15 protein-coding genes are annotated in these 13,453 nt (G+C 49.7%); 5 read left to right on the plus strand and 10 right to left on the minus strand.

All coding sequences use genetic code 11. The annotated features are described in order from the left end of the window. Positions 1–51 precede the first annotated feature (51 nt). Positions 52–780, plus strand: a complete 729-nt coding sequence (locus tag L3K52_04355; GenBank protein ID UOG92969.1) for a transglycosylase SLT domain-containing protein — start codon at positions 52–54, stop codon at positions 778–780. Positions 781–783: 3 nt separating this feature from the next. Here L3K52_04355 and ppk2 read toward each other — a convergent pair whose 3' ends face one another. The 4 genes from ppk2 to L3K52_04375 form a co-directional block, all read right to left on the minus strand. Further along, positions 784–1,599, minus strand: a complete 816-nt coding sequence (ppk2, locus tag L3K52_04360) for a polyphosphate kinase 2 (protein UOG93965.1) — start codon at positions 1,597–1,599, stop codon at positions 784–786. 351 nt (positions 1,600–1,950) lie between these two features. Continuing rightward, a complete protein-coding gene (locus tag L3K52_04365; GenBank protein ID UOG92970.1) occupies positions 1,951–2,625 on the minus strand; it encodes a PspA/IM30 family protein in 675 nt (224 codons plus the stop codon). Between the two features lie 14 nt (positions 2,626–2,639). Next, complete coding sequence (locus L3K52_04370; protein UOG92971.1) at positions 2,640–2,912, minus strand: hypothetical protein; 273 nt, start codon at positions 2,910–2,912, stop codon at positions 2,640–2,642. A gap of 253 nt (positions 2,913–3,165) precedes the next feature. Further along, a complete protein-coding gene (locus L3K52_04375; protein ID UOG92972.1) occupies positions 3,166–3,981 on the minus strand; it encodes a tetratricopeptide repeat protein in 816 nt (271 codons plus the stop codon). Between the two features lie 218 nt (positions 3,982–4,199). Here L3K52_04375 and L3K52_04380 point away from each other — a divergent pair, with 218 nt between their 5' ends. After that, a complete protein-coding gene (locus L3K52_04380) occupies positions 4,200–4,760 on the plus strand; it encodes a Uma2 family endonuclease (GenBank protein ID UOG92973.1) in 561 nt (186 codons plus the stop codon). Positions 4,761–4,787: 27 nt separating this feature from the next. Here L3K52_04380 and L3K52_04385 read toward each other — a convergent pair whose 3' ends face one another. The 4 genes from L3K52_04385 to L3K52_04400 all read right to left on the minus strand — a co-directional run bounded on the left by L3K52_04385 (position 4,788) and on the right by L3K52_04400 (position 8,143). Next, complete coding sequence (locus tag L3K52_04385) at positions 4,788–5,642, minus strand: class I SAM-dependent methyltransferase (protein UOG92974.1); 855 nt, start codon at positions 5,640–5,642, stop codon at positions 4,788–4,790. Then, complete coding sequence (locus L3K52_04390) at positions 5,639–6,508, minus strand: hypothetical protein (protein ID UOG92975.1); 870 nt, start codon at positions 6,506–6,508, stop codon at positions 5,639–5,641. The genes L3K52_04385 and L3K52_04390 overlap by 4 nt, the downstream gene beginning before the upstream one ends. Positions 6,509–6,740: 232 nt before the next feature. After that, entirely contained in the window at positions 6,741–7,493 is a 753-nt protein-coding gene (locus L3K52_04395) for a helix-turn-helix transcriptional regulator (GenBank protein UOG92976.1), read from the minus strand. An 83-nt stretch (positions 7,494–7,576) separates the two neighbouring features. After that, the gene (locus tag L3K52_04400) at positions 7,577–8,143 is read right to left on the minus strand and encodes a DUF6174 domain-containing protein (GenBank protein ID UOG92977.1); all 567 of its coding nucleotides are present in this window, start codon (positions 8,141–8,143) and stop codon (positions 7,577–7,579) included. 89 nt (positions 8,144–8,232) lie between these two features. On the opposite strand from L3K52_04400, the gene L3K52_04405 reads away from it, so the two are divergent. Beyond that, entirely contained in the window at positions 8,233–8,670 is a 438-nt protein-coding gene (locus tag L3K52_04405) for an HIT domain-containing protein (GenBank protein ID UOG92978.1), read from the plus strand. Between the two features lie 22 nt (positions 8,671–8,692). Here L3K52_04405 and L3K52_04410 read toward each other — a convergent pair whose 3' ends face one another. Further along, positions 8,693–9,610: a phosphoribulokinase gene (locus L3K52_04410; GenBank protein ID UOG92979.1), complete on the minus strand. Its 918-nt coding sequence runs from the start codon at positions 9,608–9,610 to the stop codon at positions 8,693–8,695. A 489-nt stretch (positions 9,611–10,099) separates the two neighbouring features. Between L3K52_04410 and rimO the strand changes: the two genes are divergently transcribed. Then, entirely contained in the window at positions 10,100–11,410 is a 1,311-nt protein-coding gene (gene rimO / locus L3K52_04415) for a 30S ribosomal protein S12 methylthiotransferase RimO (GenBank protein UOG92980.1), read from the plus strand. A gap of 224 nt (positions 11,411–11,634) precedes the next feature. Then, positions 11,635–11,814 (plus strand): hypothetical protein, encoded by a 180-nt coding sequence (locus tag L3K52_04420; protein UOG92981.1) that lies wholly within the window; start codon positions 11,635–11,637, stop codon positions 11,812–11,814. Between the two features lie 49 nt (positions 11,815–11,863). On the opposite strand, the gene L3K52_04425 is transcribed toward L3K52_04420, so the two are convergent. After that, a complete protein-coding gene (locus L3K52_04425) occupies positions 11,864–13,390 on the minus strand; it encodes a D-alanyl-D-alanine carboxypeptidase (GenBank protein UOG92982.1) in 1,527 nt (508 codons plus the stop codon). Positions 13,391–13,453 lie beyond the last annotated feature (63 nt).

The following is a 13,453-nucleotide window of genomic DNA, read 5'->3' on the forward strand; positions in this document are numbered from 1 at the left end:
TCGGTGGCTTCTTGCTTAAAACATTTGTTTTGAGTAAAGAGTGTCCACCTCATGAGAAAAATCATCCCCCGCGCCGTCAGCGTGTTGCTGGCGTGTGCTTCGCCTTTTGCCCACGCCGCAGGCTGCCAAACCCTCAGCAGCGATAATCTGCAAGCCAGAGCCAATGCGTATAAACCCTTGATCCACAACGCTGCGATTCAACACGGCGTGAGTTCCAGTCTGGTGAAAGCGGTGATTACGGTGGAAAGTTGTTTTCGTCCCAAAGCGCGTGGCTCACTGGGGGAAAAAGGTTTGATGCAACTCATGCCCGCCACGGCACGCCGCTTCAATATTCGCAATGGGTACAGTGTCCAGCAAAATATCCACGGTGGAACCCGTTATCTGGGTTATTTGCAGCAACGCTACAGCGGTGATTTACCGCGCATGGTCGCGGCTTATAACGCGGGTGAGGGACGTATTAAACCCGGCGGGCGCATTCCGAATAAAGCGTATGTGAGCAAAGTGATGCAAGCTTACCGCAAGTTTTCCGGCAAAAGTGCCGGTGCCGAAGTGAGTGTGAAACAAGCCACGTTTAAAACCCTTGAAAAATCAGCCGCTAAGCTGATTAGTCACGGCTTGCCTTGGGCGGATTTGCATACCGGCACGTATCAGGTGAAAGCGGGTGATACCGTGTACGAAGCGATGCGTCAAACCGGCGTGCCGGTCAAAAAGTTGGTGCGTTTGAATAACCTGTCCGCGCCTTACACCATTAAAGCGGGACAGGTATTGCAGCTAAATTAAGCCTTAGCTGTTGTTGCCGCCAAAGCTGGCTCGCCCAACGATCAGCGGGTCAGCTTGGTTGATATTGCGTGCATCCTTGCCTGTGTAGTTCATCTTATTTAGCACGTAACGCATGGCGTTGAGACGCGCCCGCTTTTTGCAATCTGATTTGATAATGATCCACGGGCATTCGGAGGTGTCAGTATGGAAAAACATCGCCTCCTTCGCTTTGCTGTATTCATCCCATTTTTCGAGGGATGCCAAGTCAATTGGGCTAAGTTTCCACTGCTTGAGCGGGTGAATTTCACGTTCTTTAAAACGACGGCGCTGCTCTTTGCGGCTGACGGAGAACCAGAATTTAATCAAGTGAATGCCACTGTTCACTAAATGGCGTTCCAATTCCGGGGCTTGGCGCATGAAAGACAGGTATTCCGCTTCATTACAAAAGCCCATGACACGTTCAACGCCTGCACGGTTGTACCAAGAACGATCCATCAGCACGATTTCACCGGCAGACGGTAAGTGTTGGATATAACGCTGGAAATACCATTGCCCACGTTCCATGTCGGTGGGCTTTTCCAGTGCCACGACGCGAGCACCCCGTGGATTGAGGTGTTCCATGAAACGTTTGATCGCGCCGCCTTTACCCGCTGCATCGCGGCCTTCAAACAGAATCACCACCCGTTGCCCGGTTTCGCGTACCCACGCTTGCAACTTGAGTAATTCCACTTGCAGGTGGTATTTCTGTTTTTCGTAAGATTTGCGTGAGAGGCGATTTTTGTAAGGGTAAACCGCTGAGCGCCAGTCATCGACCAATTCATCGTCGGGGCTGACGGGCATTCTGGCTTCGTATTTTTGCCAGCGTAACAGCGCAGTTTTGAGAGCGGCGGCATCATCGGGGGAGGCACCTTCCAAAATCGACTCCAGCGCTTTGAAGGCGGCGGCACTATCGGTCGGTTTGGGGATAATGTGTTCCAAAATGTCTTCGGCGGCACTGATTTGGGCATCAGACGCCTCCGCGCTGGCTTGCAGCACGGCAAACGTTTCCACCGCCTCGGCAGTAATCGGGTCAGTTTCCATCGGTTCGGTTGCGTTAATTTGCTCTTTATCCATTAGGCGCTCCACATTTTTTTCATCAAATCTTAACGTTTCCATGTTAGCAAACCTAGGGCAAATAATTGCTGATAAATGTCAGGGCAGCGGGGTGTTGCGCAAGCGTGCCAATACCGCTGCGGCTTGTTCGCGGGCGTGCTGGGCTGGCGGCAAGTCGCCGTTGAGGTAAGCATCAATGTCTTGCTGCGCCTGCATTTGGTCGTCAAACGTGTCCTGGCGTTGGCGAATACGCTCCAGCGAATCTTGCATCCGTGCAAATTTGTCGCTGTGGACGTTGGCATGGCGGGAGAGTTTACCGACCGCTTGCTGGGCGTGTTGGGTCGCCTGTGCCATGCGCAATTCCGCGCGGTAATGTTCCAGCTTGTTGGCGGTGCTTTTCAGGGTTTGCAATAGCCGCTGTTCGTAAGCGTGCAATTGCGCGTGTTGGCGCTGTTGCTGTTCCAGCCGGGTTTCGTGTTGGCTGAAATCTTCTGCCAGTGACAGCGCGGCGGCTTCATCGCTTTGTTCGATATGGCGGCGAATCAGAGTTTCCTTGCTTGCCAGTTGGGTTTTTTGCGCATCAAGCTGGCGTTGCAGGCGTAATTTGTCAGCCATCACTTGCGCAAGGTGTTGCTTGGCTTCGCGTAAATGGCTTTCGGATTCGTGAATCTCCTGCCCCAAAATGCGGGTGGCGTTGGCATCGACGGCGGTTTCCAGTACTTCACGAGTGCCACCACGTACCGCCGTGGCGAGTTTTTCGATTAAGTAAAACATGCGGATTGCCTCCCTTACTCGGCGTATTCTTTGAGGATTTTGTTGGTTTTGGCTTCGCTAATGCGATTCAGCAAGCGTTGCGCTTCGTGCTCATCTCGCAAAGTTTTTGACAACATAATGGTGGAGCTGACCAGAAACAGGGAGTTTAAGGCAAGGTAACCTTTGGTGAGCAGATTGCCTTCGAGGAAGAAGATGAAAGCTGCCATCCCCACCAGCGCAATGCCGAAGGTGAGTTTGACGAAGAATAACCAGCTACTGGAGTTGGGCAGGGTGATATTGTCGTTCATGGGGTGTTCCTCTGGTTGCGATTAACAGTTGTTATGCTCTGAGAGGAAGATTAGGGGATGGTTGCGCTTGACGCAACGTGAATGGGAAAAGTTGAAGATGGCAAGCCGTTAAGTAGCAAAATATGATACGTGCTTGTATTTGTGTTAGATTAATCGTCAGAGGTTTGACAGCGTGCCTGCCCTAAAAGGACAGGGATTCTTCCTGAAAAAAGCACATATCAACGTTCAAAATTATTAACTTCCTCTTGATCGCTTACTTAATTTTTTGGAGTTTTTCAATATTTTCTCGACATTCTTTTTCATAAAATTTTCCGTGATCATATTTTATGCAATTGGTGAAATCAGAAATGGCTTCATCTATTTTCCCCATGTCTCGGTATGTAAGTCCTCGTATATAATAAGGGTAGTAAAAAGTAGAATCCTTTTCGATTCTTTTATTAATGGCAGATAAAGAAAGATCATATTTTCCTATTATTCTATAATTTATTGCTATATCGTGTAATATATATCTTTCGCTTGGATTTATAGATAGCGCTTTTTCATATAGCTCTATTGCCTTCATGCGCTCACCCTTAGTAGCGTATATCCATCCCTTTACTTCATACGCCTCCCATTTATTGGGGTTGATCGTTAATAACGTATCAAGTATTTGTAATGCAGATTCATGTTTGTCATTTTGGTAGTAAGCTTTGCCAAGAGAAAGTAATGTTAGTTCGTCGTTTGGCCAGTGTTTGAGAACTTCACGAAGATCTACAATCGCTTCTGCATATTTTTTTTCATCGTATTTTTTTATGCCAGAGTCTAAGCGTTCACGGATGTCCAAATCTGAAAGTGAAGCAGGTGGCTCTTCTTTCTTTTCCAGTGAGGCGGTGAAGGCAGGCGCAACTTGTAAAGCTAAGCCTAACGATAAGAATACAAAACTCAATACTCCCGCAAACCAAGCATTGACATTGATTCTTACCAGATGATCAGCAGGTCTTACCCCTAAAGCTAAAAACAGTAGGACAAAACCGATCACAATAAAAATGACAGGAATCGAAGCCCCCTTTAATAAATCAATAACTTCCACGGAAACACCCCATTAGAAATAAAAATATAGACAAAATATTCGTGATATTGTAGCGTAAAAATCATACATTGCACCACCTTTTGTGCCTGCATTCCAACGTTTTCCTGTCTGCTGATCACTTGTTGTGAAGGATGAATATGCCCCTGAATGGAGCTTTTGCCTTTGGCGAAGTGCTGGGCTAAGCTGTGAGTATCTTGCCAACCACACCGAGGTGCAACGTGGGCGCAGTGCCGAAATCCAGCTATATGTCGCCAGACGAGTATTTGCAGTGGGAACATAGCCGTGGGGATGATGAAAAATACGAGTACGTAGACGGGCAAGTGTACGCGATGGCGGGCGCTAGTCGCTCACATAACCGTGTTGCCATGAAATTTACCAACCTGCTGTACAACCATCTGGAAGGTAGCCCGTGTGAGGTGTTCCAGTCGGACATGAAAGTGGGCATCCGTTCGCTGGAAACGGATCGCTATTATTACCCCGATGTACAAGTCAGTTGTGAGGAAGAAACCGAAACGTATGCCAACACTTCGCCATGCTTGATTATTGAGGTGTTATCAGACAGCACCGCCCGCAAGGATCGCACCGAAAAACTGGCAGCCTACCGGCTGTTTGCCAGTTTGCAGGAATACGTGTTGTGTTCGCAGGATACGCCGCATATCGAGGTTTACCGGCGAGCACGTGACTGGGAACGGGAGATTTACACGGCGGGGCAAGTGTTAATGCTGGAATCAGTCGGGTTGGAAGTGGCGGTGGATGATATTTACCGTTTTCTGATGTGAATTTCACCAAATCTAAGCGCTCAGTAGTCAGGCTTTCACTACCCGCAATACATTCCCATAATACAAGTCCTTACCCGTGCTGGTCTGCATCCACAACTCACGCACATCGCACTGTTGCGGTTTGAAATACTGATGCGCCAAGCGGGTGATTTCCGCCAAGCCAATCGTGGGCGAATACGTGTTGAGGATCAGAAACCCGCGTGATGTTAACAACCCTTGCACGCCTTCCAATAACGCTTCCAGCTTATTATCGAGTTTCCATTTTTCGCCTTTTTTACCCAAGCCCCACGCGGGCGGATCCATAATAATGCCGTCGTAATGCCGCCCGCGTTTGAGTTCGCGCTCCACGAATTTGAGCGCATCTTCACGCACCCATTTAATATCCGTCAGTTTGCTGCGCTCCATATTGGAATGCGCCCAAGTCAGCAATGGCTTAACGGAATCGACGTGCAAGGTTTCCGCGCCGGTTTGCCGAGCGATGCACGACGCCGCGCCGGTATACGCAAACAGGTTGAGAAAGCGGCTTTCAGCGGGCAGGTGTTCCGCAATAAAATCCCAATTGCAGCGCTGTTCAGGGAATAAGCCAAGGTGTTTGAAACGGGTTAATTCGAGCTGGAAACGCAGCCGCTGGTAGCCGATTTCCCACGTTGTTGGGGCAGCGTCGCGCAAGGGATGCCACACACCGCTGTGTTTATCGGCTTCGATGAATTCCCAATGCGCCAACGTGTACCATTCGCTGTGAGGCTTGCCCGGTTTGAAATAGGCTTGCACTTCCGGGCGAATGGTGAGGATTTTCCCCCAGCGTTCCAGCTTTTTGCCATCGCCTGCGTCGAGCAGTTCGTAGTCATCCCAGCCGTGGGTGTAGAGGCGTTGTTGCGTCATTTAGGGGAAGTCTTATTGGAAAAAGAAGAGCGGTAGGCGGCTAGTTTGTGCAATTGTGCCGCAATCACCCGCTTGCTGTCATGCACCGGCATCAACGCCAAGGTCGGTAAGCTGTAACGGCTAAGCGTTGTCGATGTCGGCGGATTCGCTTTGTCGGCGCTTAGCTCGTTCGTAACGGGCGGCGCTGTTGGCGGTTGTTCCGTTTGCCGAGGGTTCAAGACAATCGTGGTATCAACGGGCGGTACCGCCGTTGCACTGACAATTTTACCAATAATTTCCACGCGTTCTTCTGAAGAAAACTGGGTGATGACATCCAGCACCTTCATGCGTACTTCATGCGTCAGGTGGCGCTCTTCCAGATTGTATTGATGGCATTGTCTGAGGTGCATAATTTCCACCCTCGAACGCCGCCAAATGAGGAATAACACGGCTCCCGACCCCGATAACACCAAAATTATCGCGACACCCGCACCGGATACGAGGTAAATGCGGCTCTCTATGCTTGCTGCTTTCTGTTGTTGCATGGTGGCATCGTGCGTTAATTTCATGCCTAATTGCGCATTATCAGCCGTCAATTTTTGCTGGTTAAGGGTGTATTTCGTGGTGGATTCAAGCTGTTTGATGGCAATCTCGGCTTGTTGCTTCTGTTGCTCGGCTTGTGCTTTTTGGTTTAATTCCCATTGTTCGGTGGCGAGTTGCCGTTGAATGCGCAACTGTTCCAACTGCACGTCATGGTTCAAGGTTTGCTGTTGGAGGTACGTTTGGTAATTGAGTTGTTGCTGATTTATGGCCAAATCACGGTCTAAATCGAGTTCTTTTATCTGAACTTCATGCTGTTGCTTATCGTCATCCAATTGCAACTGCATTCTTACTTCTTCGGCTGTACGTGGCTTATTGTCTTTAATCAAAGCGTAGCCAAGAAAAATGCTAAATAAGCCAATAATAAATATTATAAGCACAGCAATGGGTTTCATAAATAATCTGCGCCAAAGACACTTAAAGTAAAATGAACAAGATGTTTTGGTTTAAAAATACAGCGTATCTCAGTCAATTTCAAGGAAAAATGACTGATGGATGCCATACATTGATTAGTGGGCGCTACACCCGTGGCGTTAGCTTGCGCTGATCACCGAATAGGCGTTCGTAATCCCAGTCGCGTATCGCCAGCAGCACGGTCGATCCCTTGCGTTCGCCGATGGGCAGACTGGCATCATCCTTGCTCAGGGTGTCGAAATCTTTGGCTAATTGCGTCATTTTGCGTTGGAACAGGGCGTTGCTGGCATCGCTTAACATGCCGTTGAGTACCACCAGTTTTTCGTTGTCTTTGATGAAACGCGCCCGGAAAAATTCGGTTTCGATTTTGGCAAGGAATAATTTCATGATTGGGCCATCATCGCGCCATTTGAAATTGGGGGCAACCAACAACTTAATGCGGTTGCCCGGCTGCAATTCGATAATGCGCAAGCGATCGAGGTGTGCGAGGTAGCGGATCACTTGCGCTTCGCTAAACTGGTAACGGTTGGTAATGTCTTGCCATGACCAGCGATTCAGCACCAGCACGGTGACGAGCAACAGGTGCAAATCGTCGGCAATTTCCTTTTCCTGTGCATGGCTTAGCTCGCTGATGGGTTTGGCGTGTTCGGCTCGCATTTCATGTACCAAGTCGGAGATTTCCATGCCCATTAAGGTACAGATTTTATCCAAACGTTGCAGCGACAAATCTTGTTCGGAAAACAGGCGTTTGACGCTGGCTTCGGAGAGTTGCAGGCAGGCGGCGACGTCAACATAAGTTTTATTGTGGCGCTTGAGTAGCTTTTTCAGGGTGGTGATGAGTTCGGTGGTTTGCGGCATGTGAATAAATTACCGCATTGTCAGCCGTTTGGGTAGGTAGAGATGCAAAATCTTGCGTCTCTACGGGGGTAGTTTGCCGTGGGTTATTTTTTGGTGGATTTTTTGACGGTCTTTTTGGCTTTCTTTTTTGCCTTGGGCTTGGCTTTGGTCACTGCCTTGAAGTCGGAGGCGGTGTAATGCATTTCCTCATCAGCCATCTGTAAGTTTTGGTCGATGCTGATTGACAGTGGGCGACCATTGTCTTGATCGTATTGCACGCTGATACGCGCCGCTTTGCTGTCAACACTTTTGCGGATAATGTCGAATAAATCTTCCACGGTTAAGGCATCAGCGCGGCGTTCCAGTGCGAGGGCTACGCCGTCTACCGTTGATTGGGTCACGGTGCTGCCAGACACCTCAATGTCAATCGGTTTGCGGAATTCCGGGGTGCAAAAGCACGAACGTTGCAAAGTGTAGCGGTAATGCGCGGGTTTGTGTTGCCGCCATTTGGTTTCAGCCGCCAGCAGATCACGGTTGGCGATGAAATAGCTTTCAGCCGACGCCGCTGGTTGTTGCACCGGGGCTCCGGTATTGTTGGTTAAGGCTGGATTGGTTGCGACACAGCCACTCAGCAAGCCCGCGCAGAGTGTGGTCAACAATGTGTATTTCATGGTCATAATTCCCGTATTCGCTGGTGTTGATACACCAAAAGACCGTCGGGATAGGGGAAAGTTCAGGTAAGCTGTGCCAGAATCAAATCATGAATAAAGAAAACCACCCTCACGATTTTGTTCTGCACCCACAATTGACGCAGGACACGTATTTCGTTACTGACTTAGAACTCTGTCGCGTCTTGCTGATGAATGAAGCGCGTTACCCTTGGCTGATTCTGGTACCTCGTCGCGCGGGAATCCGCGAAATCCACGAATTAACGGGCACCGAGCGTCAGCAATTGTGGGCGGAATCGGCTCAGGTAAGCTTGGCGCTTATGACGCTGTTTCAAGCGCACAAGCTCAATATTGCGGCACTTGGCAATGTGGTGGCGCAATTACACTTGCATCACATTGCACGTTTTCAAAACGATGCGGCATGGCCTGCGCCTGTTTGGGGGAAATTTCCCCCGGAACCTTACGCACCCGATGTGGCGCTTGCCCGTTGCGAATTATTGCGCACTTGCCTGCAAAACACCCCTCACTAAAACAGCGAGGGGGCAGAATTACTTAGAGCTTCTTCTTGGTCTCAATCATTTCATGAATGATGGGGTTTAAGATCAGCTCCATCGCCAATACCATTTTGCCACCCGGCACCACAATGCTGTTGCGGCGTGACATAAAGGAGTCGTGAACCATGGCAAGCAGGAAGGGGAAATCCACGTTAAACGCTTTGGGGTCAGCAAAACGGATAATCACGAAGCTTTCATCGGCGGTTGGAATATCCCGCGCAATAAACGGGTTGGACGTATCCACCGTTGGCACCCGCTGGAAGTTGATGTGGGTGCGCGAAAATTGCGGGGTGATGTGGTTAATGTAATCCGGCATCCGGCGCATAATCGTGTCGACGGTCGCCTCCGGTGAGTAGCCGCGTTCGGCGTGGTCACGCGAAATTTTCTGAATCCATTCCAAATTGACGCTAGGCACGACACCAATGCCGAGGTCGACGTATTTGGCGACGTCATACCCACCGTATTTTTTATCGGCGCTAATATCCTTTACCAAGCCGTGCAAGCCTTCGTAAAACAGAATGTCGGTATTCGCTTCGGTATCTTCCCATGGGGTGAATTCGCCGGAACCTGCGGTGCAAGTGATTCCCGTATCCGCCAAACGCTTATTGTGGTGCGCGGCTTCGGCATCGTTGTGCAGGTAGTAACGCTTTTTGCCGCTGCCGGTTTCGCCATAGCTTTTGAACAAGGCTTCCAGCGCATGGAAATCGTTCGCTTCAGGGCCAAAATGACTGAAGTTGGTTTCTACCGCAGCACGCTGTTTGAATTCAGTGCGTGTCACGCTATGAAAGCTGTCACCTTCAACCACAGCAGCAGTGATTTTTTCACGGAAGAAAATATGCTCAAACGCACGTTTAACGAAGGTGGTGCCTGCACCTGAGGAACCTGTTACCGCAATAACGGGATATTTTTTCGACATCGGATGTTCTCCTCTCAGAATGTGAATGCGCAATCGACCAATATTCTAACCAAACAGGCAGGTTGCCTGTATATGCCTTTCGATAGGGATACGTTAAATAGGGTTTTAACACAATCTTAATATTAACTTAATCAGGCGTTTAGGTGGGTTATCCCCACATCCTGTGGATAAGTCTGTGGAGAGTTGGCAAAAACAGGTGCAAGAGCGCTTGTTGTATAAGGATTTTTCCCAGATTGATTAAAAATAAATCAAGATATTTAGTTAATAAAATCATTGGCTTATGAATGGCGCAGGGTTTTGCTGAGACATTGTGAGCGGATACTGTGAGGCTTTCACCATATCTTGTGCTGTGTGCATAACTCCGTAGCCACTGCGAAAAGTGCTTGACACAAGATGTAGTGTTGCAGCCAATTTGCGCGGATACCAGCGCACAATGTGTCGAAATCCGCTATCATGATCGGCTTTCCAATCACTTACCCGTTATTTGCTATGAAACAAGCTCAGCCCCGTGTCGGTTTTGTCAGTCTCGGTTGCCCCAAGGCATTGGTGGATTCCGAACGCATTCTTACCCAATTGCGTGCCGAAGGTTACGAAATTAGCGGCAGTTACGACGCTGCCGATTTGGTGGTGGTGAATACCTGCGGTTTTATTGATTCTGCGGTGGAAGAATCGCTGGAAGCCATCGGCGAAGCGCTCGACGAAAACGGCAAAGTGATTGTGACCGGCTGTTTGGGGGCAAACGCGGGTACGGTGTTGGATGCTTACCCCAATGTGCTCGCCGTGACCGGCCCTCATGCGTATGAAGCGGTGATGCAAGCGGTGCATCAGCATTTACCGCCCTTGCATGACCCGTACACGCACCTGATTCCACCGCAAGGGGTGCGCCTGACGCCGCGCCATTACGCTTACCTGAAAATTTCGGAAGGCTGTAATCACCGTTGCTCGTTCTGCATTATTCCCTCCTTACGTGGCGATTTGGTGTCGCGCCCAATTGGGGATGTGTTGCAGGAAGCCGAAAATCTGGTGAATGCGGGGGTGAAAGAATTATTGGTGATTTCGCAAGACACCAGCGCGTATGGGATTGATGTGAAATACCGCACGGGTTTCTGGCAAGGTCGCCCAATCAAAACGCATTCGCAGCAATTAGCCGAAGCCTTGGGTGAGATGGGCGTGTGGGTGCGCTTGCATTACGTCTACCCGTATCCGCATGTCGATAACCTGCTACCGTTGATGGCGGAAGGCAAAATTTTGCCGTATCTGGATATTCCCTTCCAGCACGCCAGCCCCACGGTGTTGAAAAACATGCGCCGCCCAGCTCATGCGGAAAAAGTGCTGGAACGTTTGGGTAAATGGCGGGCAACCTGCCCAGAGATTGCAGTACGCAGTACCTTCATTGTGGGTTTCCCCGGTGAAACCGAGAATGATTTTGAAACCTTGTTGGATTTCCTAGAAGAAGCGCAACTCGACCGCGTAGGTGCGTTCACCTATTCGCCAGTTAAGGGCGCAGACGCTAACGCTATCGACGGCGCAGTGCCGGAAGAAGTCAAAGAGGAGCGTCTGGAACGTTTCATGGAATTACAAGCCGAAATCAGTGCTGCCAAGCTTAGCCGTTTGATTGGCAAGACCATGACGGTGCTGGTGGACGAGGCGGGTGATGGGCAAAGCATTGCACGTACTCACCGTGACGCGCCTGAAATTGACGGGCAGGTCATCATCGAGGGTGCCGAGTTGCCGGTCGGTGAATTTGTGCAAGTGCACATTACTCATGCTGATGAACATGACTTGTGGGCAAAAATTTAATCATTATCAATAAGATAATTTAGTTTGCCCAACATGCTTTATTTATTTACCCTGAAAATTGAACTCTCGGCAAGAAAAGTTGCCTAAAAATAGAACGATTCAATCACGGCGCTATACTATTAGTTTTTGTGTATAAAGTGATCATTATCACTGTATTATACCGAGACTATTCATTAAAATAGCTAATGACTATTTAATGATGCGCCTGCACAAGGGCTAAACAGATGATGAAGGCATTCAACCAATTATGCAGTGCTATCCTCGCAAATTTGCACGATGCACTGCCAGTACTTGTTATTATTATTTTTTATCAAATGACGATTCTTGAAATTCCACTCGCCGAGATTGTGGGCATGTTGGGTTGGGTGGTATTTGTGTCATTTGGGATGGTAATGATTTTATAAATACTAAACCCCCGATCAGGCGGGGGTTTAGTCTGGCTAATAACAAAAATTATTGCGCACTGGCTATGCTATTTTGCGCCCCGTAATATACCCATTCCACCAGATCATCATGCGCTTCTTTGGCGGTAGCACGGATGCTGGCATCGTTGTGCAATAGCGCCACCACGTAAGTTTGCCCGTTTGCCGCTGTCAAATACCCCGCCAGAGCGCGTACATCACGTAAGGTGCCGGTCTTGAATTTACCGCGTCCCGCCAGATTTTTCAGGCGACTTTTCACCGTGCCATCCACGCCCAGTACCGCCATTGAGCGCATTAATTCGTCGCGATACGGGCTGTTGTAAGCGTCGACTAGCATTTCGCCCATTTCACGGGTGGAAATGCGTTCCACACGGCTAAGGCCAGAGCCATTTTCGATTTTCAGGTTGGAAAAGCGCAAGCCCCGGCTTTCCATGAATTGCCCCACCGCGCCCGCGCCTTTTTGAGTCGTGCCGGGAGCGCCGAATTGCTTAGCACCCATTGAGAGCAATACTTGGCGAGCTTTGACGTTGTTACTTTCTTTATTGATTTCGACCAACACATTACTCAAAGGTTGGGAATGGTGCGTGCTGACCAGTTGCGCTCCGGCGGGTACGGCTTGCACTTGCAGGCCACCGCTCAGATTTCCGCTCATTTCCCCGACCCAGATTTTCCAGAAGTCCCCGAACAAGTTGGCGTTTAAGTCATTGCCGTTGCGGGGTGCAAGCGGGCAGATTTTTTGGATTTGCCCAGCTTTGTTGCGCATTTCATAGCAACTGCCGCGTTCGTTATAGAGCAAGGCTTCTGGCTGCGCGTTGTAGTCTGCCCCGGCGTTGCCATCAATCGCGGCTTGTGGCGGAACGTTGAAATAACTTTTGTCGATCACGAAATTCCCGGCGATAGTGCGGATACCCCGCGCCCGCAATGCTTGCAGCAATTGCCGGAAATCGGCTTCACGGAAATCAGGGTTGCCGTAACCTTTAATAATGACATCGCCTTGCAAGGTGTCACCCACCACATTGCCTGCGGTGTAAATCTCAGTCGGCCAGCGGTAAGTTGGCCCTAATACGCCCAGTGCGGCGTAGCTGGTGACCAATTTCATGGTGGAAGCCGGGTTACGCGGTGTATCAGCATACGCAACCAGCAACGGTTGACCGCCACTGACCGGGCGCACATAAGCCCCAAGGTTTTGTTCTGACAAGCCATGCAGCCGTAAGCTGCTGGCAATATTGTCAGGTAAACGGTTGAGTTTGCCTGTCCCCCGGTAAGTTTTATCGCCACCCGCTGATTGGAGTTGCGTGGGGGAAATTTGTGCCGTCGGTGGGGTCGGCTGTTCATCTTGGTTGAAAGCAACGGTCGGTTGCGCTTGTTGCGCCCGGTTAGTGATGGGGGCTTGCTGGTGCGAAGCGGTGGAGGCTGTATCGCCAAATAATTCAGCTTGTGAGTGCGTCGCCATCGCCGTACCCGGCTGCACATTTTGTGAACTGCAAGCAGTCACTGAAATCGACAACGCCAATAATGTGCCAATGTGCAAAATTCGCATAAATTCCCCGTTCTTCATGTTCCTGTCCCTAATAATTTTAGCGCCCCGTCTAAAAACAGGTGAGATCAAAAATGAATATTG

Source organism: Candidatus Thiothrix sulfatifontis, assembly GCA_022828425.1.
GTDB classification, from domain to species: Bacteria; Pseudomonadota; Gammaproteobacteria; order Thiotrichales; family Thiotrichaceae; genus Thiothrix; species Thiothrix sulfatifontis.